The sequence below is a fragment of the Pedobacter mendelii genome (assembly GCF_014635725.1).
Classification (GTDB): Bacteria; Bacteroidota; Bacteroidia; order Sphingobacteriales; family Sphingobacteriaceae; genus Pedobacter; species Pedobacter mendelii.
The window spans coordinates 225,815-251,273 of record NZ_BMDJ01000003.1; the positions used below are offsets into that span (position 1 = coordinate 225,815).

A 25,459-nucleotide genomic window follows, 5' to 3' on the forward strand; every position below is an offset into this window, starting at 1 on the left:
ACAAATATCTATACGTTTAAAAAATCTTAATTCTTAATAATTTTGAATTTGTTTAATTGTTGTCCATTCTTAATAATAACACCAACATAAACACCCGAGGAGAGTTTGCTCAAATCAAATTTATTCGAACTTGTGGCACGCCCATCGAATACTTTTTGCCCTAATATGTTAAAAACAGAAAGGCTGTAATCATCAAATGAGCCACTCAATATGGTTAGGTAATCCGTTACCGGATTTGGATAGAATGAAAAATCATCAGGTTTTAAAAATACAACTGAAACTAAATCACTAATTATTTTTCCATTTGTGGTTTCAAAAGTTACCCTGTAAAACTGAAGACCATTTTTGGGATTTTCATCAAAAATAGAATAGTTAAGCTGATTTCCAGATACGTTAGTTTGTTTCAATACAATAAATGTATTTACCCCTGCTTGTTTCTCCCAAATAATGTTTTTCAAATCAAGCGTGGTACCGATGCTTAAATCGAGCTGAATTTTCTGACCAGCGACTACAGAAGCAGATAAACTTCTGGTATAACAAGAAACACCTTGTTGGGTGTAGTCAATCGTATAACTTTTCAATCCCGAAAAACCATTCCCGTTTGCAGCCACAGCAAAATAATTGCCCATTATTTTTGCTTTATCTAACTTTATAATTGTATCTGCGGTGTTTAAAAAAGGTGATAATTTATTATCAAAAATGGTATAAAGTGTATAATCTTTTGCATTTGGCTGAGAATTCCAATTTAATACAACAGCATCTGCACAGGCGTAGCCCACAGTTAAATTCCGTGGAGCAGATAATACGAAAGACTTACTAAAAACAACATTTCCGCTAACTTCCATTTTCACCATTGCTTTTGAAAAAAGATTCGGTGCAGCCCACTTGTAAAATCCTTTGCTTAAATCGACAGAAGTATTAATTGAGTTCCAGGTTTTGCCATCATCATAACTCACAGACAATACTCCTGTTTGTGCGGCAAAGGTATTCTCCCAACGGATATAATTATCCTCGCCGGCAAAGAAAAACTCATCTTTTTCAGGGCTGATGAAGCTAAAAGTATTATTGAATTTGTAACTGTAGGCTAAATAAAAACGCTGCCCTGTACTTTGAGTTATTCCGGCACCTTTAACATGAATTTTATAATTGCCATTTTCAGGTTGATTTAATGATACCTGCTGAATATTATTTAACAAATCTTTCTTTTGAACGGCTGGCTTATTCAATGAATCGAGATTAGGAAAATTACTTAAAACCCATGGTAAAGTTAATCCTCCAGCAGGATTTTCCACGCTCATTTCCAATCGATTGACCAAACTCTGTACAGCATTTACCGCTGCAGGCGGATCGTTCCAGGTTATAGTTGCCTTAACTTCTGCTACGTTAGCCGGAACACTTAATGGAATAACTAAATCCTGATTTTTTTGCACTTCGCTACCTATAAATCTATTTTCATCTAAAGTTTTTAATGCCTGATAAACATTTACTTTTCCATAGCCATATATGTAATCTACCTGAGGATTGCCCAAATCATCTGCAGCATTAATTAAAATAGACCTGATTAGCGCTGAAGATGGACTTTTGCCATTCTTATTAAGATAATATTGTTCTAATAAAGCTACCGATCCACTCGTAACTGCAGCAGAACCCGAAGTTCCATCTTCACCAAGTGCAACCAATTCTGGCTTTACCCTTCCATCATAGGCAGGTCCTCTGCTACTTAATGTTTCAGAAAGGTTATCCCTGTTAATGCCACCAATTACAAGCAGATTTTTAGCTTGTTTAAAATTTCCGGTTAAATTTGCTTTGGCTGTTAAATCTTTATAAGAACCTAAACCTGGTGTTGATGTACCTTTATTCCCTGCAGAAAATATATGAACAATGGTATCGGTTTCATAAACCTGCTTATCATAAGCCGCCGCCTCAATGCCATAAACATTTTCCAAGTCAGTTCCATAGGAATGGTTTTGTAATCGAATATTTAAAGCCCTTAAATTTGCAATCTCATCAGGCATTAAATTGGCAAAGCTAGAAAAAGCTAACCTTGCTACTGGCGCAACCCCCATACCCCTAATAAAAGAATTTCCGCTTCCTAAAGCTAAAGAAGCCATAATTGTTGCATGGGTGGTTATCGGACTAGCGATTAAACTTCCTGAAATTGTTTTGCCAAGTAAATCCAAATCTTTTGTATCATACATACCTTCTTTGAAAGATATATTAACTCCAGCACCATCTATTGCCGGATAAGCAACACGTGCGTTTGAAACCTGGTTTAACCCTAAATCTATTCCATTAATTACAACATCTGGCTTTGCCACCTGTTCTATATCAGCATATAGAATTTCTTCCCGAAACAGTAGCTGATACAAATCGTACGCATTAATATAAATTTTTGCTAATCTGTTTTCAACATCGTAATTGGCAATTTTATACGATTTTAAAAAGGCTGGCGGTTGATTACTATATACTTTAAATGCAAGCCTAGCCAATATTAAATAGTCCTTTTTAAAGCTATTTTCCAGTAATTTAATTAAAGGATCGCTTGCCTTCCATAATCCATTAGCTTTGGCCTCGAAATTTACATCATTTACTAAGCTTACATAGCTTTGTTTTTCAACAATAAAACAGGTTGCTGAAATACTTTTTCTGGGTTTTAATTCCTCAATTTCTTTCGCATTTAGTACGCGTTTAAAATCAACTAAAATTAAATTTTCAGCTTGTTGGATAGGAACAATATTAGTTCGATCTACATATTTTTGAATTTTTTTTTCAATTCCTATATGTTGTACCTGTGCGTTTAAAGCTTGTACAGATAGACAAATTAATAGAACTAAGTATATAGATATGACTCTCAAATAATATTTTTATTGTAAAATTTTGTTTACATCATTTTAGTCATTAAATTAGGCTTAAGAAGGTAATACGTAAACATAATTAACTAACTAAATTCTGACTAAAACTAACTAATTTTAACTAGTATGAAAAATTTAAATTCCCTAACCCTAACAGCGCTATTTTTTTCGCTCATTTTCATTACATCATGTAAGAGTAATAATACAGATTTAATTACTCCTGAAACAAAAACTGAAATTTCTGCTAGCACATTATCACAAATAAAAGCATTAGGCTTCAGTGTTACCAGTGCACGTAAAGTTGAAGGAGGTTATCTTGTTGAAAATGATATTCTTTTAACCGAAGAAAATTTATCAGATGCATCTAGCAGCCCTAATTTAAATATTGCAGAAACAGAGCAGTACCGAACCACAAATGTTGTAAAATCTTTACCAAGAGTAATTACCGTATCAGTTACCAACTTACCACAGGTATATAGTGATGCTGTTAATACTATGATTTCGAGATATAATTCTTTAGGCTTACGCATAACTTTTCAAAGAGCTAGCGGCAGTGCTAAAGGTAGTATAGATGTAGTTGGCTTTAATGAAGGTCCAAGTGGTGGTTACATTACTTTAGGGTCGGCAGGTTTTCCAACTTCAAGTGGTAATCCCTTTAACCAAATCAGGATGAACACCAATTCAGCTGCTTATGGTTCTAACCCTAATTTACTTTACTTAGCTTCTGTATTGCAGCATGAAGTTGGCCACTGTATCGGTTTTCGTCACACGGATTACATGAACAGAGCTTACTCTTGTGGTGGAGCAGCTTCGAACGAAGGTGCTTCTAATGTTGGTGCGGTTCGTATTCCAGGAACACCATCTACAGCTGATGCTGAATCTTTTATGCTTGCTTGTTCTAATGGTGGTAACCGCACCTTTAACTCGAACGATGTAATTGCAGTAAACTACTTATATAAATAAAAATTTAAGTTTACGTATTATTCTTAAACAAAGAAGCCTCGATTATTCGGGGCTTCTTTGCTTTTTTCATAAATTTCCAGCTTATTACAACCATATAATGATTTAAGAAATCATATTAAAATTTGTTTTATCCCTATTTTTTTTCTGTTTTACAGCACAACTCGAAACTTAAAACACAATTACTTCTAATTAACACCTTTAATTTTGAAATTTTTACCAAAAAAATCTACAATCAGGCATTGCAAGTTGCATAAATTTAAGTTAACCATTAAAAAATTTAGATGTAACCATATAAAAAACATGTTTTCATTTATTTTAAGTTCAAACTAAAGCTATAATAATCCCTATTAATTTATGACAGCAGCATAATTACCGCCGCCACCTAAATAATGACTGAAAACATAGTAATAATAACCTATACCTAAGCAATAATGATTTTTGACACCGCCATAATGATGAAGGACATGATAATAATGAACTTTGACTAAATGATAACGATTTCTGCCACTACCCAATTGATGCGAGCAAGCTTAATATTGATGTTAAATTTGTCATTATTGATTATTTGGCCAGGACTTATTTAAAGAAGAAAAGTTTCTTATTGGCTTAGTTATAACCAAACTTATTAGCTATTGATATAAGATGAGTTCGGTTTGTTAAACACTCCGAACTCAATTTATTGATTTAAGTTAATGTTAAGCTCTTTTTTTAAATGTAAAACCCATTAATGCATTATAAAAAGGATTACTTTTTTGTAATGTTGCCTTCAAATAACTTTTAACACTTAACACTAAATCGGCAATACCTTCTACTGGTGCATAAAAAATAATATCGCGTTTTTTACGCACCACCTCAAGCGGCAACTTTGTTATTGCAACAGTCCTATTGGTATCTTCCATCTGGTTTAAAATTATTCTTAAGTCGTCTAGCTCAATATCATTTCCAGGATTAAGGTAGACATTACTCAAAGCCAACACATCGATATATTGCTTTAAGTTTTCTATTCTATTATCGTAAGACATACGCGACTGTGAAATACTTTTGTTTGCGGGTTTATTAGCCGAAACAGGTACTTTCTTCTTTCTCTGAAAACCCCTAATTTTATCTGCCAGGCTTTTTGCCGTTTCTATTTCTTTAGGGTTGCTGATGCAAACTTTAAAATAATTTAAGCTTCTGGTAATTTTATTATTTAAAGATTTAAAAACCAGCACTTGTTTGTCTACTGCTAAACTAAAAGGGGGCATAGCAATACTAATATCCCTCATTGCAATTTTTGCTTCAGTTAATTTTTCTTGCAGGTTAAGTATCCTTAATTCGGGCTTCGGCGGATTATATAATGTACCCAAGGCTGTAATTTGTGCTATAAAATCTTCGAATCCGGCCAGTTGTTTTGCATTTCCTGTTTCTGATGTTAATCCCATAATATTGTTTCTAAGTTTAAAAATTAATTATTGCAGGAAAGATTTTTTTTTGGATTTGCACAAATCTGTTTAGATATTTTAAGCAAAGCGGGAATGTGTATTGCTTAAAAATGAGCCGAATGGCAAAGACCAATTTTCTATTTATGATCTTTTTAGGGATGATTTCAGAACGATTGATGTTGTGAAATCTTAAAGCAATATTGGAAAAATAAATAAATTTTCAAAAAAAAAATATTTTATTTAAGCGGGTTGGCGTTGAAAACTAAAATTAGCTGATGCATTGCTTTATGGTTTTCCGGATTAAATTACTGGTTGGTGCATCCACCAACCAGATATAACCTAATAGTTGAAATTGAAATAGTTTATGTGGATTTTATTGGTTTATACCCCCATCAAACAGATAAGTTGATATATTTAGCATAACGTTTGCAGAATTTTACTTCCCATTCTGTTCTATATCTCTATCCATTTCAACCAAATCGACTTCACTGGGATCAGAAAAATCGCCGATTAAATATTTATTAAAATGATCGGCAAGTTTCCAAAATGCATATTCGGTTAAATCGCCATAACCGTGGCGTTGTCCGGGTACAATAAGCATATCAAAACGTTTTCCTGCTTTAATTAAAGCATTTGCAACCCTAATTGTATTAGCCGGATGAACGTTATTATCAACATCTCCTGTCATTAAAAGTAAATGACCTTTTAAGTTTTTAGCTAAATCTGGGTTCTTTTCAATATTATATTTAAAAGTTGTATCTCCTTTCGGACTAATAATCTCTTTAACACCATGATGTTTTTCGCTCCACCACCGATTGTAAATGCTATTATCATGATTACCTGAATTACTTACGGCAGCTTTAAAGAAATCGGGATAAACCAACATTGCCGCGGTAGACATAAAACCACCACCAGAATGACCTGTAATACCAACTTTATCATCATCTATGAAGGAATATTTTGCCGCCAATTGCTCAATGGCAGTTTTTTTATCGGCCAAACCATAATCGCGAAGATTGCCATAACCATAAGTATGGTACCATTTCGAGCGGGAAGGATTACCGCCACGATTACCAACTGTAATAACAATATAGCCAAATTGCGCAAGGCGTTCGGTACGATCCATGCTTTTGCTAAACGCTTTGTTTACAGCTTCTGTTTGCGGGCCAGGATAAACGTACTCAATTATAGGATATTTTTTATTCGGATCGAAATCGAATGGTTTATACATTACACCGTATAAATCGGTAATACCATCATCAGCCTTAACTTTAAAAGGTTCAGGAAATTTGTAACCCGCAGCCATTAATAACGATAAATCTGTAGTTTCCAAATCCATTACTTTCTTACCCTGCTTATCATAAAGTGTAGATTTTGGTGCCGTATTCACCCTCGAATAATTATCAACAAAATAAGTGTTGTTATCATTTAAACTTGATAAGTGATCGAAATCACCTGCATTTAATAACTTCATGTTCGAGCCATCAAAATTAATGCTGTATAAATGCAGATAATAAGGATCTTCTTTGACTTCTCTCCCATTTGCAGTAAAATAAAGCACACGGTTTTTCTCATCGATATTTACAATACTTTCGCAATGAAAAGCGCCTTTCGTAATTTGATTTTTAAGTTTTCCGTTTCCATCAAACAAATAAAAATGTGCCCAACCATCGCGTTCGCTCCAATGTATTAATTCATTTCCATCGTTAACTAAACCTGGTCTGTTCACTTCAACATAAGTATTAAAACGTTCATCAATTAAAGGGGTCACCTTGCTGGTCGCAATGTCCACTGTGCCGATATCAATCCGTTTTAAATCGCGACTTGTGCGGGAGAAATAAAATTTGCTATCGTTACCCAACCAAACCGAGGGGCGAAATTCATTATCTCTATCTTTATTTAATGATGGTTTGCTCCAAATAGAAACGCTCTGATCTTTAAATGCGGATACGTTTAGTTTTTTATATGATTTGGCAGTAAAATCGAAAAGCAAAACTTCATCTTGTGGCGCTTCTGCTTCGCCAGGCATTTGGTATTTGTAAGTTTCTAAAGTCGGGCGACCTGGCGTTACGCTGTTAATCACCCATAAATCCTTAACCTTACGCGAATCGGTTCTATCTAAAACAAAATATTTGGCATTTGGAGACCAAAGCACATAGGCACCTCTACGTTTTTTATTATTTTTTTCGTTTTCTACGTTATTTTCTCCATCACCATCACTTCCGTAAGAATAAAATTTAACACCATCTTTAGTTAACTGGTGTTCTACAATTGTACTATCATCCTCATTTTTTACAGCCTTTTTATAGTTTTCTTTATCCATCCAATACAAATTATAATTGCGTGAAAAGATAATGGCCGATGAATCTGGCGATACAGAACCCCACATTGGCTTTGGCTTTGGTTTGCTGAAATTAGGGACTTCTGTAAGTTTAGTAGTGGCTAAATCATACTTAAAAGAATAAATTTTCTTCTGCATAGAATCTGCAGCTTTTTTATCCTTCCTATCTTTTTTTAACTCATCAATAGAACTTTTTACCTCGAATGAAACGCTTTTCTCATCAGCAGCGAATTTTAAATTTTCTAAAGGTAAATGTTCAGCATCAAATGGATCGCGAACGATTAGGGTGATATCCGCAGCGATTTTTGCGTTATCAAACATCAGTTTTTTTGATTTTGCAGCAGGATCTACCAAATACCAAAACTTACCTTTCGGGCTTTCGAATGTATACCAAAAACGGTTAGTTAATTTTAGCCAATGCGGATCTACAGCAGTTGAATAAACCATTTTCTTTAGCTTGTTAGGCGAAAATCTGGATGCAAGCTGATAATTTGCTTTAGGTTGAGCCTGTACGTTTTCGGTTATGGTAAAGGTTTTGGTTTGTGCCGCAACTGCAAACGATAAAAGTTGAGCGCATAAAACGAGTTTGTAAAATTTATTCATTAATGCTTGATTTTGAGTTGCCTAAATTATTCAATAAACAGGAAATAAGGCTTATAGATGATGTAATAAATGCGATAGTTTTACTTAAAATAATTCGCATAAAAACAATGAAAGCCCTAAGGAATCTGTATCATAAACCAATTTGTCTTTGGATCTTGCAACGTTGAGCTTGTCGAAACGCTCTAAAAGGCAGTCTTTGTAAGTCATTCGACAAGCTGGATGACATTTATTATTTAGATTCCGTCTGCACTGGAATAACAATAGCGATAAATATAATGTTGACTTAATTTGAGGAAAACTAGCCTTTCGAAAAACCAAGTATTTATCAACACAATTTAAATTAACGGATATTTTTTAGCAGAATTTATAGTTTTGTACCAAATACTTATATATGAAATTCAACTTTTTAATGATTGTATCTGCAAGCATAATTCTATTTGCAAGTTGCCAATCTAAATCGAAAACAGAAGGAAGCAAAGTTGCCGATTCTACAAACCAAACAACACCAGATAATGAAATAACAGCAAGTAAAATCGATGTGTCTAAAATAAAAGTAGCCGATCCAAAAACCATTTTAGCCAGAAAACAAGTCCCTATATTGTGTTACCACCAAGTTAGAAACTGGAAACCGACAGATGGTAAAGTAGGCAAAGATTATATCGTTGAAATTCAAAATTTTAAAGATCAAATGAAAATGCTGGCTGATAGCGGTTACCATACCATTTTGCCTAATCAACTTTACGCTTATTTAAATACTGGCGCTGCTTTACCAAGCAAACCCATTATGTTAACTTTTGATGACACAGATGAAGATCAGTTTACTGTTGTGCGCCCAACTTTAGATAAGCTTGGCTATAAGGCAGTTTATTTTATCATGACGGTCTCCATCGGACGAAAAGGAAAGTTTGTTGATTATATGACTAAAGAGCAAATTAAACAACTTTCTGATGAAGGTAATGTAATCGGCTCACATACTTATGATCATAAAAACTTTAAAAAATATGCCGGTAAAGACTGGGAAGAGCAATTGGATAAACCAACTAAAAAATTGGAAGAAATTACAGGCAAAACAATGACTGAATTTGCTTATCCATTTGGTTTATGGAACGCAGAAGGTATTCCGGAATTGAAAAAGCGTGGTTTTAGAATGGCTTACCAGTTATCAACAAAACGTGATGAAAAAGATCCTTTATTTACCATCCGTAGAATTATAGCAAGTGGTTACTGGAGTCCGAAAACATTGAGTAACAGCATTAAAAATAGTTTCTAAAATTCATTTAAGTGTTGAACTTTTATTAATTTAATAGAAAAATCGACAGGTATGAAAAGATACTTATTTGCAGCACTATTAACGTTTTTACTTTTAAATGTTCGTGGTCAAACGCCCCATTTAAAAGGAAACGTTGATGTTGCAATGGCAACAGGCCAGATTACCTGCGATTTTGTTTTGAGCAATATTCCCGACTTAGGAAAAGATTATCAGATTTTATTAAACAAGGGTTTCAACATTAAAGCTATAAAAGATTCTGAAAATAAAACACTTAGCTATGGTGGTTTTTACAACGGGAAAATGCGTGGAGAAGGTTTAATTTACGTTCCTGAAAAAGGAAAGGACACCTTAACAAATCCCAAACAACTACATATAATCTATACGGGCGCATTTCCAATTTATACAGATACTTTAAATTTTATAGATTTTAAAGGCTTAATTGCTTTTAATGGTAAAACTGTTCGGGCTACAGATCAATCTAAATGGTACCCGATAATTTACGATATTAAAAACGACAGGCTTATTGAGCAAATGACTTACGATATTCAGGTAACAAGTAAAGATGCTAAAACAATTTTTGTTAACGGAGATTTACCTAAATCAGGACCTGTTGCAAGCTTTAAATCAGATATAGCGATTGCGCCAATGCTTTTTGCAGGTGACTACGACATACAGAAAACCAATGGTGCTTTATTCCTGAACACAGAAATGAATGATAAGCAATTGGCTGTTTTTGAGCAAAATATTGCAGAAATGAAAGCTTATTATTTTAAGGCACTAAAAATTCCTTACCATACAAAAAACGTTTTTATTGAACATTCGCCTGTCGAAAAATTTAACAAAGGCCGAAGCTGGGGTTTCGTTTCATTTCCGGTTATCGCTTTTGCGGGCTTAAAACTGGGTGATTTGGTTGATGAAGAACACTCGAAACTGAAAGATTCTACAGACTATCCTTTTATTGCGCATGAGATTGGTCACTATTATTTTGGCAATGTTTTGCAACCAAACTCCACCTTATTTTGGTTTTTTTTAGAATCAACAGCCGAATATCTTTCTGTTAAAGCTGCGGAAGAAAAATTTGGCAAACAGTTCGCAACTCAATATTTTCAGAGTAAAGGCAAGCAATTAAAAAACTTTAAAGCCGTACCACTAAATTCCATCAAAGATATGAACAGCATATCTGGCACTTACCGATATGCTTATGGGCCATTTTTATTAAGAGGTTTAGAACAAATGATTGGAGAAAAACGAATGTTTAAGTTTTTAAACACCTGCTTAACTACGAAAAACGAATTGACCGATTACGAATTTTTTAAAAGAAATGCATTGAAATCGGGTATTACCCAAAAGGAATGGTATGCTTATGAAAAGGACTTTATTTTATCTGAAAACGCAGTATATTTGATTAAATAAATTTTACAACCTTGAATAGAAAACTAAAAGCAGCTACTCATCCCCTCCTATTAACTACATTTCTTGGATTATTTTTAGCTGGTTGTACAGCTAAACCAGGAAAAGAAAAAATTAAAGATAAACCTACTGTAGAATTGTCAAAAATTGATTCTGGCAATACAAACCCTGCTGACAATAAAACGATTCTAGCCCGACGTGAAATTCCGGTTTTATGCTACCATCAAATTAGAAATAACATCGCCAGCGACAGTAAAAGAGCACATGATGATATTATAGCGCCTGATAAATTTAAAGAACATATCAAAATGCTGGCCGATAGTGGTTTCCATACCATTTTGCCCGACCAGCTGTATAATTACCTAGTGTATGGGGCAAAGTTACCTCAAAAACCAATTATGATAACTTTCGATGATACAGACGAAGATCAGTTTACTACTGGTGCATCAACCCTAAAAAAGTATGGTTATAAAGGTGTTTATTTCATTATGACAGTTTCAATTGGCAGAAAAGGGCGAATTAACTATATGACCAAAGAACAGATAAAGCAATTATCTAATGAGGGGAATACCATTGCAAGCCATACCTACGATCATAAAAATTTCGCCCAGTTTAAAGATGAAGACTGGACAACACAAATAGATGAGCCAACAAAAAAGCTCGAAGAAATTACGGGTAAAAAAGTTGAATATTTCGCTTTTCCTTATGGTGTTTACAAAGCTGCTAGCTTGCATAAATTAAAAGAGCATGGTTTTAAAGCAGCGTTTAGTTTATCAACACCACGAGATGAAAACTATCCCCTTTATACCATCCGAAGAATAATCGACCCAGGGAGATATACTGCTAAAAATCTTTATTACAGCATTAATAATAGCTTTAACAAAACAAAATCATAGTTTCATCTGTAAATTAGTAATCAGATTTAATCCCATCCTATGAGAAATTCAATTCTTTTTCCCCTTTTTGGATTACTACTATTCAGCGCTTGCAATAATAAAAAAAGCGAAAATAGCAGCAATGAAAGTTCTGATAGCACAACAAGTGTAAGTACAAAACTGCCAGAGAATTTTTACAAAAGATTAGAAGGTACAATTGCCGGAAAAAAGGTTGTTATGCACCTTCAAAAAGTTAAGGGCGAATTTGATGGTGAGTATTATTATGATGGTAGCTGGCTTAACCTAACTACAGATACAATAATTGGAAAAGACAGCCTTGTGCTTTTGGAAAATAGTTTCTACGATTACTATTTTGATAAAGAAGCTAAACAACCTCATTTAACTTTGAAATGGACAGGCAAAGGCTTTAAAGGAAAATGGGAAAGTGGCGATAAATCAAAAAATTATCCTGTTTTGTTAGAAGAGAAATATCCTGTAGGAAGTTATGCTTTTTCAGCAGGAATTTATCAGGATTCTACCAAAGCATTTGCAGACAAACCAAAATCACCAACTGCTAAAATTAGTTTTGAATATTTAAAGCCAAAAGCGGCTGACGAATCTGGAAATTGGCTAAACAACCAGCTTAAACGTATTTCAGGAATTAAATTAGGCAATGTTGATAGAGAAATTGGTTTCAAAAAAATTGCTGATGAATACTTTGCTGATTATAAAAGTGAAATTGCAGAACAACAAGAAAATGATACAGACAGAGGATTTTTACAATGGATGAATTACGATAATAATAGTCAGCAATCTTTAGCTTATAATGATAATGGTTTTGTGATTATCGATTTCCTTGCCGATGCATACACAGGTGGTGCACATGGAAATTATAGCAGCACAATGTATTGTTTGGATGTATTCAACAAAAAACAACTTACCTTAAATGATATTGTTAAAATTGATTCGAATACGCTTCAAAGTTTGCTGGAAAAAAACTTAAGAAAACAATACAATATAAAATTGGGCGATAAAATAAGTAGTTTTCTTTTTGATGACTATCTAAAACCAAATGAGAACTTTTATTTCAATAATAATGGCCTGGCTTTTATGTATAATCCTTACGAAGTTGCAAGTTATGCACAGGGTCAGATTGTGGTTTTTATTCCTTTTTCAGAGCTGAAACCATACCTGATACCTGCTTTTGCTTCGAGAATTGATGTAAAATAGTTTAACTTACTCGTTTTTATTGGTTGGGTGCAAAAGCAAAATTTCGTAAATTTAAAGTCCAGTTACAAAATATCTTTTACTAAATATTTCTTTCCGTTAAAATTGAGTTCTTCTTTTACTTTCTTGCCAATAAATAATTTTCCAATTGGCGATGCCTGAGAAACTGCAAAAAAGATTTGTCCATCGTAATTAAGTTCTCCTGCACTAATGCTGATGTAAAAATTTCCGCCAGATGTTAAAACCAAACTTCCGTTTTTAATTTCTTTTGCTGCATCAACATTTTCTATTAGTTGCAAGGCTATTTTCTGCTGGCCAGCCTCATACAATAGCTTGCTGTTTCTATCCATTTCCTGCTGCATCATTTCACGGGTGGTTTCATACTTATCACCTGCACTACTTTTGGTATCGTCGTTTGATGCCTGCCTTGCTTGCTGCAATGAATACTCGATGTTTTCTATTCTATTTTGAATAAAAGTAAGGCATAGTTTATATAGGTGAGATTTTAAAGATGACATATTTGTTGATGGAAAATGGTAAATGTTTGATTTAAGTTGGTAATGAATAATTGGAATAAACGATTTAAGAATAAATTGTTTTATTGCTAAATTGTTAACAAACGCTTATGGCTATATAACAATAAAACATTTATCAATATACAATTGCTACGCTTCAATCCATCTAACTTTTTCTTCAATTGAAGTTCGATTTGGCTCCCAGGGTTTTTCATTATGATAGCCCATGTAAAAAAGACCTATACATTTTTCGTTTTCTTGCAAACCTAAAAATTCTCCTAAATCATTAATTAGTGGTGGAGAACTCCAGTAAGCACCAACTTTTAAGCTTTCGGCAGTTATAGCCATATTTTGAACCGCACAAGATACAGCTGCCAATTCTTCCCACTCGGGTATTTTGCCACTAAGCTGCATATTAATAGCAATAATGCAATCGGCCTGGCTTGTTTTTTCGGCAAAGCTATCGTATTTTTTCTGTAGAAACTGCTGTGGTGTAACCAGGTTTTTATATAACCTACCCAACTCCTCACCCAACCTGGCCAACGCAGCTTTTCTTATCACAACAAAACGCCAGGGTTGCGTTAATTTATGCGTTGGTGCATAATTTGCCGTTTCTAAAATCTGGTTAATAACCTCAACCGGAATTTCCTTTTTGATGTAGCTTGCAGGAAAAATACTGCGTCGCTCTTTTATAATTTTTGATACAATTTCGTAATTAGTACTCATTTGGTAAAAATATATAAAAGCTAAAAGAACAAAGCTGAAAGCCTTTATTAAAATAGTTAAAACAGAAATATGTGACTTTTTGATGTATTAAACTACTAATTACAATGGCTTGATAAGTTTTGTATTCTTCAACTGCTTTCTTATTTGTTTCACCTTTGCAAAAAAGGCAATACTTTCTTTATCAACTAAAAAATCCATTGTTTCTGTAAGCTCGTCTCTTATCCAACTGTGCTTTGCGCTGAATTACACCGATTGGATTTCGTATTATGTTGATTAGGTACTGCATAAATAACCAGTTTTTGAAGGTTAATTTATAAAAATATAAATTTCCTACAAGCCTTTATTAAGACATTGCATAAGAGCTTCTAACTTTGTTAAATAAACCTGATTAAAAGAAAATACTTTTTGTTGCAGATTTCTTTCAATTTAAAGCAGAACGATAACAAAAAGATTGCAGTGAAAGCAGGGCTGCTTTTGCCATGAAAAACTGAACCTTCGTTTACAAAACAAAAAAACCTTTAAAATTTGATTGATTCTGATTTCGGTCTGTGAGGACACAGACCGAGGAGTTAAATATAAATTTTCTACAAGCCTTTATTAAGACATTGCAATAAGAGCTTCTAACTTTGATAAATAAACCTGAATAAACGAAAATCCTTTTTGTTGCAGATTTCTTTCAATTTAAAGCAGAACGATAACAAAAAGATTGCAGTGAAAGCAGGAATGCTTTTGCCATGAAAAACTGAACCTTCGTTTACAAAACAAAAAAATCTCTCAAATTTAATTGATTCCGATTTCGGTCTGTGAGGACACAGACCGAGGAGCTTACCTTACAATTATTTTTAAGAACATCTTAAAAAGCTTCTAACTTTGTTAAATAAACCTGATTAAACGAAAATCCTTTTTGTTGCAGATTTCTTTCAATTTGAAGCAGAACAATCACAAAAAGATTGCAGTGAAAGCAGGGCTGCTTTTGCCATGAAAAACTTAACCTTCGTTTCCAAAACAAAAAACTTTTATAATTTTCAGAACGGAAAGCGAGACTGTACAAGCCAAGCTTATCTGAATATTCATTTCCAAATAAAAGAAAATACTACCCTACTATTCACTTTTGACTTCGGACTATTAACCGTATCTTTGCGGCTTATTTATTTACAGTATGATTTCAGTTTCTAATCTTTCCCTACGCTACGGCAAACGCACACTTTTTGAAGATGTTAACCTTAAATTTAACCAAGGCAATTGCTACGGTGTAATTGGAGCGAATGGTGCAGGAAAATCAACTTTTCTTAAAATCTTATCGGGTGAGGTAAACCAAACCTCAGGTAGTGTTGCTTTTACGCCTGGTGAAAGGATGGCTGTTTTAAAACAAAATCACCACGAATTTGATGAATCGACGGTTTTGGAGACCGTAATGATGGGACATAAAGAACTTTATGCCATTATGAAGGAGAAAGATGCCATTTATATGAAAGAAGATTTTACCGAAAAAGACGGCGAACGTGCTGGCGAATTGGAAAATATCTTCGCTGAAAAAGATGGCTGGAACATGGAAAGTAATGCAGCTACCATGTTGAGTAACTTAGGCATTACGGAAGAAAATCACTATAAATTACTTAAAGAATTAGATAACACACAAAAAGTACGTGTGTTGTTGGCACAAGCGCTTTTTGGTAATCCTGATATTTTGTTGCTCGATGAGCCTACTAACGATTTGGACATTGAAACCATTGCATGGTTGGAGAATTTTTTAGCTGATTACCAAAACATTGTATTGGTTGTAAGCCATGACAGGCACTTTTTAGATGCCGTTTGTACGCATATTGTAGACATTGATTTCGCGAAAATGAATATCTACTCTGGTAACTATACATTCTGGTATGAATCTAGTCAGCTGGCATTGAAACAACGTAGCGACCAAAACAAAAAAACCGAAGAAAAAGTAAAAGAGTTACAGGAGTTTATCCGCAGATTCAGTGCAAATGCATCGAAATCTAAACAAGCAACTTCGCGTAAAAAAGCTTTAGATAAAATTGATATAACAGAAATTAAAGCTTCAAGTAGAAAATACCCAGCAATTATTTTCAATAACACAGGCAGAGATGCAGGCGACCAGATTTTACAGGTTGACGCTTTAGGCAAGTCTGGCAACGACGGTATTTTATTCGATAAAGTTACCTTCATGGTTAATAAAGGTGATAAGATCGCTGTTTTATCGCAAAATAGTTTGGCAACCGCAGCATTTTACGATGTTTTAAGTGGTAGAGACACCGACTTTAAAGGTGAATTTAAATGGGGAGTTACCATCAGCACGGCTGATATACCAAACGATAACGCAGAATATTTTGCTGATAAAAATGAAAATTTAGTCGACTGGTTACGTGAATACTCTGGAACGGATGCTGATGAGCAGTTTGTAAGAAGCTTTTTAGGCCGTATGTTATTTTCTGGTGAGGAGGTTTTGAAAAATGTAAAAGTGCTTTCTGGTGGAGAAAAAATGCGTTGTATGTTTTCGAGGATGATGCTTCAACAAGCAAATGTGTTGATGTTTGACGAACCGACCAATCACCTTGATTTAGAATCTATCGAAGCGCTAAACAACGGTATGAAAGATTTTAAAGGAACGATTTTATTTACTTCACGAGATCACCAGTTAACAGAAACTGTTGCAAATCGTATTATCGAAATTACACCAAAAGGAACTATAGATAAGTTAATGACTTATGATGAATACATTAACAGTTCTGACGTTGCAAAGCTTCGAGAAGAAATGTACTCGTAAATTCATTTTTAAATATTATTATAGAAAGAGCTTTGATTTTGATTCAAAGCTCTTTTTTTTTATCTAAATTTATTAATATGAAATCGCTCTACTCCATTATTCTATCCTTTATTTGTCTATCTGTTTTTGCTCAGAAAAGTGATTCTACCAGAACATATTATAGAATTATTAGAGGCGGCTTAATAGAACATGCAACAGAATTAAAATCTAAAAGATATATAAAAAATGGTGAATCGGAAATAAGAGCGAATAAACATCTCGCAGCTTCTGGCCTTTACAAAGATGGAGAACGATATGGCAGATGGCGCTTTTTTGATGGACCTGATTCAGTAGAACAAGTGTATAATTACACAACTAAAAAAGTTGAAATAAATAAGCCAATAAGGGATATTCTGTACGAAGTTGATGGACTAAAAACTGGCGATAGAATCATCTATCCTGCTAAAATCGGTGGTTTTAATTTGGGTTTAAGGTTTTTATTAAAAGAATATATTCCATCAAAAAGTTTTAGACCATATGTTGGTATTCATGTGGTTAAGTTGATATTTCACATAAATGAAGAAGGAAAACTAGTTAAATATGAAACTGAAACCGGAGAAGGTAATTTAAAAGAAGTTATAAATATTGATTTGAAAAATTTACGCCCCGAAGATTTTGAATTTACCCCTGCCTATCTTAACAATAAACCAGTTGCAAGCCGACTAATTTTTAAAAGTAAATTAACAGTCGATTAAAATAATTCTTGTACACTGTAGCGTTTTTCTATCCTGCTTCGTTTTATCAGAAAAAGTGTTAATGGCCATTAACCAATTTTAATTTAAAATTGACTTAAATCATTAAAATGAAAACGAATCTGAAAAAATTTAGTACGACAACAAAAATTATATGCTCGCTCCTATTATTTACAATATTTATATCAGCCTGTAAAAAAGATTGGAATAACGATGCCGTTACCGTTGCAGGTATAGGTTTTGTACATGCTTCTCCAGGCACTGGTGCTTTAGATTTTATCGTAGATAATCAAAAAGCTAACAATAAAGCTTTTAACTACACAAATGATTTGGGTTATTTCGGTGCCTACCCTGGCTCAAGATTATTCGGTATCACTAAAAAAGATTCAACCAAATTTATTTCTACAGCAAATGTTAATCTACAATCGGGTTTATTTTACTCGGCCTTTGTGATAGATGTTTTGCCAACTCCAAAAATTTTAGTGGTTGAAGATGATTTAAAAGCTCCTGAAACCGGCAAAGCAAAAATTCGATTTATAAATTTAAGTCCTGATGCTGCTGCTTTAGATTTAGCTGTTGTTGGCAAAGATGCAGCTTTAGTAACTGCAAAAGCATATAAAGAAGCTTCTCCTTTCATTTCGATCGACCCATCAGCAAGTTATACTTTTCAAATTAAAGAAAGCAATGCAGTAACTGCTACACTTCCAGACACAAAAATTGAAGCTGGCAAAATTTACACCCTTTGGGCAAAAGGTTTAAAAAGTAAAACAGATAGTACCAAATTTGGCTTAAGCATCCTTACAAATAAATAACACCTACATATGAAACGAAAATCGACATCATCCGGTTAAACGGATGGTGTCATTTTCATTAACTTTGCATCAGAATTGCAATCCACACCAAATCATTAACAAATCTCTATAAGTTCTTAAAGGTTGATAAAAAAAATACTCAGTATTGAGGAAATTATACAAGGCTGCCAAAGGAATGATAACAGCTGCAAGGAAATGATGTATAAATCATTTTATGGCTATTTAATGGGTATTATTTTAAGGTATGTAAACAACAGTTATGATGGAGAAGAACTTGTAAATGACAGCTTTATAAAAATTTTTAAGAGTATTGATGGTTTTCAAGCACCGAATAATGCTTCAGACTTACAAAAAATATTTAAAGGTTGGATTGCCAAAATTGCTTCGAGAACAGCAATTGATAAACTTAGAACCTTAAAAAACCAGGCTTATGTTGATGATTTATCGGAAGCTGAGCATCCTGTTACCCACGTTTCAGTTGCATCTGATTTACATGTCCAGGATATTCTGAAACTGTTAAATTATTTACCTGAAACACATCGGCTGGTTTTTAACCTTTACGAAATTGAAGGCTTTGCACACGATGAGATTTCAAAAATGATGAATATACCCGAAAGTTCGAGCAGGGTTTATTTAACCCGTGCAAAAAATAAATTGCGGGGTTTATATTTAAAAACATTGGTTAATTCGTATGAGAAAAATGGATAAAGAATTAATTGACCACATAAAGGATAATCTTCAGGCACATGAAGAGGCATATACTCCCGGAGCTTGGGAGCGCTTTAGCGTGCCCGAAAAAAAGAAAAGAAGAGGTATTGTTTACTGGCCACTTTGGTCGGCCGCAGCAATAATTTTAGCTATGGGCAGTATATTCTTCCTGCAAAACAATGAAATTAAGCGTGATAAAATCGTTGTGAATCAACATAAAGCAGTAGATAAAAAAGTAGAAGATAAACCTTCAACAACTGTAGAAGAAACTCCTTTACTACAACCTAAAACTCAAAAAACGGAGCGTAACTCATTATACAGTAAAAACGAACAAAATTCGGTTTCTTCATCAATAGAAAAAGAGGAGATCATTTTAAATAAAAATCCATTTATCACATCAAATGAAGTAGAAATAGCTTCAGTTTCTGATAAATCATCGCCTAACAATGTATTAGCTGGAAAAACATACATAGAACAAATTGCTCCAAAATCGAAGGCCAATGAAACTGAAATCGTTGTCGAGAAAAAGCCGAAAGCGAAAGCAAAAACCACTTTTGAAGAACTTTTAGCGCAAGATAGTTATGCCAATAGCACAAACAAATCACAAAAAACTAAAGGAAATACAAAATGGGAACCTGGAATATTTGTTGCGCCTGCAATAGGGAATGATAATAAAGTAAATATGAATTATGGTTTTTCCCTTTCATATAACCTAGCAAATAAACTTTCGATTAGTTCTGGAGTTGCCTATACAGCATTAAGTTCTACAAGTAACCCCGCACAAAATGATTTTGGGGCAGCTCAAAATTCACCATCTGCAATGGCCTTGGCAAGTTCTAATAACAGTAACCGAAGTCTTCAATCTGTTGATGCAAGTGTTCGTGGCATTAATATTCCGCTTGAGCTAAAATATAATTTCAGCAATAAATTTTATACTGGAATTGGCGTTTCTGCTTTAGCTATTCTCAACAATAAACAGCAAAATAATTATATTGTTAGTCAGGCACAAAACACTACAGTTGTAAATACAATGGGTTATGCCGAGCAAAAAATGCAGGTTGTTACAGAAAGAGTTTCAGAGCAGCAAAGTGAAGCCACAATTGCACCCGAAAAATATTTAGGTTTTTATAATTTTAATCTTGGTTACAAACAAAAAATTTCATCGAAGAAACATATTGCTGTTGAGCCATTTTTGAGGTTACCAATGAAAGATTTCTCTAAAGATAATTTAAACCTTACCAACGGAGGATTAAGGCTAAAGCTTGATTTTTAGAAATATGAGATAAAAAAACCTTTCCGAAAAATCGAAAAGGTTTTACAATTTATCAGCACAAAAACTGACAGATATAATTATTTAATGACCAGAGTGACCGTCAGCACCATGAGCATGACCATGAGCCAGTTCATCTTGTGTAGCTTCGCGAACGTTTAAAATTGTTCCGGCAAACATTAAATTTTTACCAGCCATCGGATGATTTAAATCAACTGCAACCGTTTCATCATGAACTGCAGTTACACCAGCTCTAAACTGATTTCCTTGATTATCTTGCAATGGAATAACATCTCCAACTGCTGGTACTTCACCACCAGCCTCGGTAAACATGCTTTTTGGTAAATCTGCAAATGCACCAGGATCTAATTCTCCATAACCATCAGCAGCAGATAATTCGAAGCTATATTCATCGCCAGTTTTTAAACCAGTTAAATGCTCTTCAAATTTAGGCAACATCATGCCAACACCATATAAAAATACTAAAGGATTTTGCTCATCAGCTTTTTCAACAAAAACTTGTTGTCCTTCTTCGTTAGTGGTGTGCAATTCATAAGTTAATGCAACCACTGAGTTTGATGAAATATTCATTTAAATTGTTTTATTGTAAATACTCTAATGCTTTATCAACAGAACTAACCGGCAACTGGCATAATTATTTCGGCAAATATCTTTTAATTGATTTAACGCTCGTGGCGCAAAGATAGCCTAATTATTAGTTTAACAAAAAAAGTGTTTAATTGTTGGCTAATAGATATAAAAATTAATATCGGTGCGAGTTTGGAAGAAAAGGGTGTCCGCCAACATTCTCCGCTAACGGTTTGGGGCTTTGCATTCGGGTAAGAAATCGAAGCACAAATGCTGGTATTATGATTAAAGTTCAACTTGAAAACTACTGTTGGATTATACAAGTCGGCCCTAACTTTTCAAACCCCAATTGGCGGTTCGTTGCTTTTTCTTGGCTTGTCTTCTTAGTAAAATCTACTTTTTGTCTTTCGCTTTAATTTTTTTTAGCTTCGGTTCTGGCAATTCATCAACAGTAATTTTTATTAATTTTCTTAGCCATTCCCTATCGTCCAATTTTTCTTCAATTAAAAAGCTTGGTTTTGCTCCTGGATATGGTGATGCTTCAACAACGTCATTGATATATACTCTTCCCAGTTGAGTTGGCTTAATAAATAATTTATTGTCGCAAACAAGAGCAAATAATTTGTTGTCAAAATATAGTCCGTACTCACCAAACATTTTTTTGCTTGTAACTTGTTCTGAAAAACCAATTTGGTCTATGATAAAATCTACGAATTTCTGCTCTGATGCCATGGATAATTTACTTTAATTTGAAATATGGATTAATTTTAATGCGAACAACTATTGTTTGATTAACCACTGATTTGTTTCTTAGAATCGAATCAGCAATTTGCCCAAATCGACGTTATGCATTCGAAATTTATTTAATATTTTCTTTCGAAAGAACTTCCGTTGAACCAATACACACCACTTGAATTTGCTCCTCCAAACCACAATTCGCCTTGTTTGCTTTTGTATATCGTCCAAATGTGTTTACTTTCAAGTCCATCTTCTTTAGTAAAATTTTTCACAGAATTACCATCATATCTCCATACACCAGAAGCTAAAGTACCAAACCAAATATTTCCTGCAGTATCTTCTCCAATCGAAAAAACTTTTTCAAGAGAATTGCCTTTCGTAAACTCCTTCTTCAAATTATGTTGTGCGGTAAAATTGACTACTTTTTTTCCATCATATTTCAAAACGCCAATTCCATTATTACCAATCCAAAGATTTCCTTTCCTGTCTTCCATTATACTTCGAACATGCAAAGCACCAGTTTCTGCGTTTAGCCCAAGATATTCATTATCCAGTATCTTAAAACCTGAACCATTATATCCAATTACAGCGCCGTAAGCTCCAAACCAAACGATTCCATTTTTACCTTTGACAAAAGATGTTGAAATGTAATATTTAAACCCATCTCCGGGTTTAGGTGTAACAGGAAACAAACGATAGGAAAGCTTTTGTCCGTCATATTGATACACGCCCGGGTACGCTTCAAGTTTATTGTAGCCCTCAATTTTATCACCTTTGAACCAAAGATCACTTTCATTTAACGTCCATTCGTGCTTTGAACTGTAATCTCGTTCTTTATAAGTAGCCATTTCCTGGCCATTATAAGTACTCAATCCTCTTCCACATTCAAGCCAGATAATGCCATTTTTATCTTCATAAATATTCCTTACCTGGTTATCACTTAAGCCGTTTTTTGTTGTGAAATATTGAAGCTTCCCATTATGAAGCAAACATACCCCTTCGTTGTAACTACCAAACCAAATATTTCCTTTACTATCTTCTAAAATTGAACGAACTCCGGTTGTGTATTTTAATCTTATGGCACTTTGCTTATTACAAGAAATTGTTACGACAATCAAAAATGTGCAGCAAAGCAGACATGTATTTTTCCATTTTGGTTTTACGTTCATTCTAACGATATTTTTTCTGTGACGCACAATGGCTACGGCCTGGTGATATGGCGTAAATCGAAGCACAAGAAGGGCGTAATTTTGTCAAGCCCATGTTGGCAAACGTATTATTTTCTGTTATATCTATTTCTAAAATTAGTTTTAGGAAAAGACGCTTGTAAAATTATTAAAACTGCACCTTCGTCAACTTTCACGCCGTTTAAAATCAATTGATTTTCTTTTGTTAAGCCTAATTCCGTTTTGTTAATCTGATAACCACCAAAAATATAAGGTAAACCTGTTAACCTAAAATTTTTGTTTTTTAAAAATATTAGTCCATTTGCCGATAATTTATATTCTGTTTCATAATTGCTTTCATTTCCGTTTTCAGTTTTGAATGTAAATTGAATTTTTTTATCATTTAAAATTAAAATTTTCACACTTTTAATTTCACTTGTATTCTTGACCCTGTTTCGAAAGTCTATGTAACTTTTAATACTTGTATATTTTAAATTTTCATTTTCAAAAGATTTATTTTCATATTCTCCTTCAATTTCTTTTACATTTCTGATTTCTTTTAAATCGCTTTCTTCGTATTTTTTTATTGATGCGCAAGAACAAAGCAATCCAATTAGAGGCAAAATGATATATTTTAAAAATTTATTTTTTTTCATTTCTTCTTATTAACGATTTCGCTCAAAATATATTTGCCAAGGGCTTGCGGCCTTGCGAAGACGGGATTTTGAAACCGCAAACTGACTGTCATCACGAACTTAATGAGAAACAAAAACCTTTATTATAATCACTGAACCACCAATTTCTTGCAGCTGCTATTGGGAATATATGCTTCTTTTTCCACTAAGCTAAAATACAAAAAGTCGGAACATAATTATCCCGACTTAAAATTGATTTGCTTTTGCACTTAACCGATTACACTTTTGTCTTTCGCTACAAATTTTGCAAAAGCCAATAATGCACCTGTTACCATTATGTTTCTGAAAAAATTGACCATTTCCAATTCTTTTTCTCTTGCTATATCTGCTGCCATATTTTCTGTACCTAATTCGTGTCCCATTGCTCGTGGCAAGTGAACCAAAATAGCCATTAATATTACGTATAATGCCATTAACGAATAAGCTAATTTGTCGTATTTGCCTAGTACAGCACTTACAATAAATAGAAGAATACAAACCAAAGTGAAGTAGTTCCAAAAATAAGGAAAAGGAATATAGTCAGGCACGAAAGAAGCGCCCACTTCTGGTTTTCCAAGGTGCAACCCAACATACAATAAAAACGAAAGTGGAAAAATGTATTTTCCTAAGTTTAAAATTTTATCCATTTTAGTAAAGTTTAATTGGTTGGAAATGGAATAAGTGGTCTGATTTCTACCGAACTGTTTGGATATTTAAGTATTGGACAAGTCTTGCTCCATTCTTCAACTTCTTCTAAATTGTCAGACTTGCAGATTAAAAAACCAGAAACTAAAACACTGTCTATTTCTTTGTGCGGACCAACTGTAACTTCGTTATTTTTTACAATTGAAGCATCGTAGCGAATGGGTGCAGTATGCATTAGCTTACCTTGCATTGCGATATTGCCGATCCACGATTGCCATTTGGGCATATCTTCAGCCATGTCTTGTGAAGTAGTCAAGTAGCCATTCTCGGCACTTGCGTTGCGGAACAATAATAAGTATTCTGTCATTGTGTTGAAATTTAATTTGTGAATGATGAAGCAAAATTCAGCTATTAAGTTTCTGTGAGCGATGACAAAAGTCGATGTTTTACAATTTGGCTTTTAGTCGACTGAAAACGTCTTTGTTGATGCCTAAATAAGAAGCGATGAGTTTGCTTGAAAGTCTGGTCATTAACAATGGTCGGTATTCCATTAGCCACTTTATTCTTTCAAATGCCGTCAATGAAACAAAAGTATTAATGCGATAAACAGAGTTGGCATAAGATGCTTCAAGGATTTGTTTATATACTTTATCAAACTGAGGAACAGTTTCCATCATTGTTTGAAATGATTTTCTGTCAATTGCAAAAAGCTCGCAAGGCTCAACGGTCCTAACGTTTTCTGTTGCAGGTTTGCCGCTTCCAAAACTCAAAAGTTCTGAACACCAATTGTCTTCAATAACAATGTCCCTTGTGGTTTCGTTAAGGTCTTTATCGTGAACGTAAACCTGTAAACAACCTTTGGCAATAAAGTAAACGTTTTTGCAAATATTACCTTGCTGTAAAAGTTGCTCGTTTCGTTTAGTCGAGATGTGTTTAAATGAAGAAAGCACCTCGTCCAAATGGTCAAGGTCATTACCAAGTCTGGTTGTGATGTGTTTCCTTAAAACTTCTATCATTTATTTTATGTCGTTGATATTTGCTTTCGGGGTCGTTTTAAAATGCCATATAACGTTTCGCTACTTTACGATAGCGAGAATATCGAAGCAGAAATGTTCAGTTTTGCACAAAAGTTCAATCGAAGA

The 25,459-nt window shown here is 33.9% G+C and carries 22 protein-coding genes; 10 read left to right on the forward strand and 12 right to left on the reverse strand.

Translation table 11 applies throughout. The features are described from left to right. Window positions 1-26 precede the first annotated feature (26 nt). A complete protein-coding gene (locus IEV50_RS07040; protein ID WP_188412535.1) occupies window positions 27-2,855 on the reverse strand; it encodes a S8 family peptidase in 2,829 nt (942 codons plus the stop codon). A gap of 123 nt (window positions 2,856-2,978) precedes the next feature. Between IEV50_RS07040 and IEV50_RS07045 the strand changes: the two genes are divergently transcribed. Next, window positions 2,979-3,815 carry a M57 family metalloprotease gene (locus IEV50_RS07045; protein WP_188412536.1) on the forward strand — a complete coding sequence of 279 codons (837 nt, stop codon included), beginning with the start codon at window positions 2,979-2,981 and terminating at the stop codon, window positions 3,813-3,815. 695 nt (window positions 3,816-4,510) lie between these two features. Here IEV50_RS07045 and IEV50_RS07050 read toward each other — a convergent pair. Both IEV50_RS07050 and IEV50_RS07055 read right to left on the reverse strand, forming a co-directional pair. Beyond that, window positions 4,511-5,236: a hypothetical protein gene (locus tag IEV50_RS07050; protein ID WP_188412537.1), complete on the reverse strand. Its 726-nt coding sequence runs from the start codon at window positions 5,234-5,236 to the stop codon at window positions 4,511-4,513. Window positions 5,237-5,672: 436 nt separating this feature from the next. Then, complete coding sequence (locus IEV50_RS07055) at window positions 5,673-8,180, reverse strand: S9 family peptidase (RefSeq protein WP_188412538.1); 2,508 nt, start codon at window positions 8,178-8,180, stop codon at window positions 5,673-5,675. Between the two features lie 391 nt (window positions 8,181-8,571). Here IEV50_RS07055 and IEV50_RS07060 point away from each other — a divergent pair, with 391 nt between their 5' ends. From IEV50_RS07060 to IEV50_RS07075, 4 genes are read left to right on the forward strand one after another with little or no spacing between them, the layout of a single operon-like run. After that, window positions 8,572-9,450, forward strand: a complete 879-nt coding sequence (locus tag IEV50_RS07060; RefSeq protein WP_188412539.1) for a polysaccharide deacetylase family protein — start codon at window positions 8,572-8,574, stop codon at window positions 9,448-9,450. 51 nt (window positions 9,451-9,501) lie between these two features. Next, the gene (locus tag IEV50_RS07065) at window positions 9,502-10,863 is read left to right on the forward strand and encodes a M1 family aminopeptidase (protein ID WP_188412540.1); all 1,362 of its coding nucleotides are present in this window, start codon (window positions 9,502-9,504) and stop codon (window positions 10,861-10,863) included. An 11-nt stretch (window positions 10,864-10,874) separates the two neighbouring features. Further along, window positions 10,875-11,756, forward strand: a complete 882-nt coding sequence (locus tag IEV50_RS07070; protein WP_188412541.1) for a polysaccharide deacetylase family protein — start codon at window positions 10,875-10,877, stop codon at window positions 11,754-11,756. 39 nt (window positions 11,757-11,795) lie between these two features. Beyond that, window positions 11,796-12,965 (forward strand): RsiV family protein, encoded by a 1,170-nt coding sequence (locus IEV50_RS07075; protein WP_188412542.1) that lies wholly within the window; start codon window positions 11,796-11,798, stop codon window positions 12,963-12,965. A 62-nt stretch (window positions 12,966-13,027) separates the two neighbouring features. Here IEV50_RS07075 and IEV50_RS07080 read toward each other — a convergent pair whose 3' ends face one another. Then, the gene (locus tag IEV50_RS07080) at window positions 13,028-13,480 is read right to left on the reverse strand and encodes a 3-oxoacyl-ACP synthase (protein ID WP_188412543.1); all 453 of its coding nucleotides are present in this window, start codon (window positions 13,478-13,480) and stop codon (window positions 13,028-13,030) included. 147 nt (window positions 13,481-13,627) lie between these two features. After that, on the reverse strand, window positions 13,628-14,203 hold the full coding sequence (locus IEV50_RS07085; RefSeq protein WP_188412544.1) for a nitroreductase family protein: 576 nt from the start codon (window positions 14,201-14,203) through the stop codon (window positions 13,628-13,630). Window positions 14,204-15,362: 1,159 nt separating this feature from the next. Between IEV50_RS07085 and IEV50_RS07090 the strand changes: the two genes are divergently transcribed. The 5 genes from IEV50_RS07090 to IEV50_RS07110 all read left to right on the forward strand — a co-directional run bounded on the left by IEV50_RS07090 (window position 15,363) and on the right by IEV50_RS07110 (window position 20,509). Then, the gene (locus IEV50_RS07090) at window positions 15,363-16,985 is read left to right on the forward strand and encodes an ABC-F family ATP-binding cassette domain-containing protein (RefSeq protein ID WP_188412545.1); all 1,623 of its coding nucleotides are present in this window, start codon (window positions 15,363-15,365) and stop codon (window positions 16,983-16,985) included. A gap of 77 nt (window positions 16,986-17,062) precedes the next feature. Next, window positions 17,063-17,719: a hypothetical protein gene (locus IEV50_RS07095; RefSeq protein ID WP_188412546.1), complete on the forward strand. Its 657-nt coding sequence runs from the start codon at window positions 17,063-17,065 to the stop codon at window positions 17,717-17,719. A gap of 107 nt (window positions 17,720-17,826) precedes the next feature. Then, window positions 17,827-18,528 carry a DUF4397 domain-containing protein gene (locus IEV50_RS07100; RefSeq protein WP_188412547.1) on the forward strand — a complete coding sequence of 234 codons (702 nt, stop codon included), beginning with the start codon at window positions 17,827-17,829 and terminating at the stop codon, window positions 18,526-18,528. A gap of 123 nt (window positions 18,529-18,651) precedes the next feature. Further along, the gene (locus IEV50_RS07105) at window positions 18,652-19,236 is read left to right on the forward strand and encodes an RNA polymerase sigma factor (RefSeq protein WP_229746663.1); all 585 of its coding nucleotides are present in this window, start codon (window positions 18,652-18,654) and stop codon (window positions 19,234-19,236) included. Further along, window positions 19,229-20,509, forward strand: coding sequence for a hypothetical protein (locus IEV50_RS07110; protein WP_188412548.1), 1,281 nt, complete (start codon window positions 19,229-19,231; stop codon window positions 20,507-20,509). The genes IEV50_RS07105 and IEV50_RS07110 overlap by 8 nt, the downstream gene beginning before the upstream one ends. Window positions 20,510-20,590: 81 nt before the next feature. Here IEV50_RS07110 and IEV50_RS07115 read toward each other — a convergent pair whose 3' ends face one another. The 7 genes from IEV50_RS07115 to IEV50_RS07145 all read right to left on the reverse strand — a co-directional run bounded on the left by IEV50_RS07115 (window position 20,591) and on the right by IEV50_RS07145 (window position 25,333). Continuing rightward, window positions 20,591-21,097, reverse strand: a complete 507-nt coding sequence (locus IEV50_RS07115; protein WP_123204087.1) for an FKBP-type peptidyl-prolyl cis-trans isomerase — start codon at window positions 21,095-21,097, stop codon at window positions 20,591-20,593. Window positions 21,098-21,487: 390 nt separating this feature from the next. After that, a complete protein-coding gene (locus IEV50_RS07120) occupies window positions 21,488-21,826 on the reverse strand; it encodes a TfoX/Sxy family protein (protein ID WP_188412549.1) in 339 nt (112 codons plus the stop codon). Window positions 21,827-21,957: 131 nt separating this feature from the next. Then, window positions 21,958-23,001, reverse strand: coding sequence for a ligand-binding sensor domain-containing protein (locus tag IEV50_RS07125; RefSeq protein WP_188412550.1), 1,044 nt, complete (start codon window positions 22,999-23,001; stop codon window positions 21,958-21,960). Between the two features lie 107 nt (window positions 23,002-23,108). Then, on the reverse strand, window positions 23,109-23,654 hold the full coding sequence (locus IEV50_RS07130) for a hypothetical protein (protein ID WP_188412551.1): 546 nt from the start codon (window positions 23,652-23,654) through the stop codon (window positions 23,109-23,111). Window positions 23,655-23,902: 248 nt separating this feature from the next. After that, window positions 23,903-24,319, reverse strand: a complete 417-nt coding sequence (locus IEV50_RS07135; protein ID WP_188412552.1) for a hypothetical protein — start codon at window positions 24,317-24,319, stop codon at window positions 23,903-23,905. 11 nt (window positions 24,320-24,330) lie between these two features. Beyond that, the gene (locus tag IEV50_RS07140) at window positions 24,331-24,684 is read right to left on the reverse strand and encodes a YciI family protein (RefSeq protein WP_188412553.1); all 354 of its coding nucleotides are present in this window, start codon (window positions 24,682-24,684) and stop codon (window positions 24,331-24,333) included. Window positions 24,685-24,763: 79 nt separating this feature from the next. Next, window positions 24,764-25,333, reverse strand: coding sequence for a Crp/Fnr family transcriptional regulator (locus tag IEV50_RS07145; protein WP_188412554.1), 570 nt, complete (start codon window positions 25,331-25,333; stop codon window positions 24,764-24,766). Between the last annotated feature and the right edge of the window lie 126 nt (window positions 25,334-25,459).

What these genes read in the sequence shown, in the direction of transcription:
- IEV50_RS07055 (WP_188412538.1), bottom strand. Translation starts at nt 8,180, where the DNA reads ATGAATAAATTTTACAAACTCGTTTTATGCGCTCAACTTTTATCGTTT.
- IEV50_RS07145 (WP_188412554.1), bottom strand. Translation starts at nt 25,333, where the DNA reads ATGATAGAAGTTTTAAGGAAACACATCACAACCAGACTTGGTAATGAC.
- IEV50_RS07135 (WP_188412552.1), bottom strand. Translation starts at nt 24,319, where the DNA reads ATGGATAAAATTTTAAACTTAGGAAAATACATTTTTCCACTTTCGTTT.
- IEV50_RS07060 (WP_188412539.1), top strand. Translation starts at nt 8,572, where the DNA reads ATGAAATTCAACTTTTTAATGATTGTATCTGCAAGCATAATTCTATTT.
- IEV50_RS07085 (WP_188412544.1), bottom strand. Translation starts at nt 14,203, where the DNA reads ATGAGTACTAATTACGAAATTGTATCAAAAATTATAAAAGAGCGACGC.
- IEV50_RS07110 (WP_188412548.1), top strand. Translation starts at nt 19,229, where the DNA reads ATGGATAAAGAATTAATTGACCACATAAAGGATAATCTTCAGGCACAT.
- IEV50_RS07100 (WP_188412547.1), top strand. Translation starts at nt 17,827, where the DNA reads ATGAAAACGAATCTGAAAAAATTTAGTACGACAACAAAAATTATATGC.
- IEV50_RS07095 (WP_188412546.1), top strand. Translation starts at nt 17,063, where the DNA reads ATGAAATCGCTCTACTCCATTATTCTATCCTTTATTTGTCTATCTGTT.
- IEV50_RS07130 (WP_188412551.1), bottom strand. Translation starts at nt 23,654, where the DNA reads ATGAAAAAAAATAAATTTTTAAAATATATCATTTTGCCTCTAATTGGA.
- IEV50_RS07080 (WP_188412543.1), bottom strand. Translation starts at nt 13,480, where the DNA reads ATGTCATCTTTAAAATCTCACCTATATAAACTATGCCTTACTTTTATT.
- IEV50_RS07065 (WP_188412540.1), top strand. Translation starts at nt 9,502, where the DNA reads ATGAAAAGATACTTATTTGCAGCACTATTAACGTTTTTACTTTTAAAT.
- IEV50_RS07125 (WP_188412550.1), bottom strand. Translation starts at nt 23,001, where the DNA reads ATGAACGTAAAACCAAAATGGAAAAATACATGTCTGCTTTGCTGCACA.
- IEV50_RS07120 (WP_188412549.1), bottom strand. Translation starts at nt 21,826, where the DNA reads ATGGCATCAGAGCAGAAATTCGTAGATTTTATCATAGACCAAATTGGT.
- IEV50_RS07045 (WP_188412536.1), top strand. Translation starts at nt 2,979, where the DNA reads ATGAAAAATTTAAATTCCCTAACCCTAACAGCGCTATTTTTTTCGCTC.
- IEV50_RS07075 (WP_188412542.1), top strand. Translation starts at nt 11,796, where the DNA reads ATGAGAAATTCAATTCTTTTTCCCCTTTTTGGATTACTACTATTCAGC.
- IEV50_RS07140 (WP_188412553.1), bottom strand. Translation starts at nt 24,684, where the DNA reads ATGACAGAATACTTATTATTGTTCCGCAACGCAAGTGCCGAGAATGGC.
- IEV50_RS07115 (WP_123204087.1), bottom strand. Translation starts at nt 21,097, where the DNA reads ATGAATATTTCATCAAACTCAGTGGTTGCATTAACTTATGAATTGCAC.
- IEV50_RS07050 (WP_188412537.1), bottom strand. Translation starts at nt 5,236, where the DNA reads ATGGGATTAACATCAGAAACAGGAAATGCAAAACAACTGGCCGGATTC.
- IEV50_RS07090 (WP_188412545.1), top strand. Translation starts at nt 15,363, where the DNA reads ATGATTTCAGTTTCTAATCTTTCCCTACGCTACGGCAAACGCACACTT.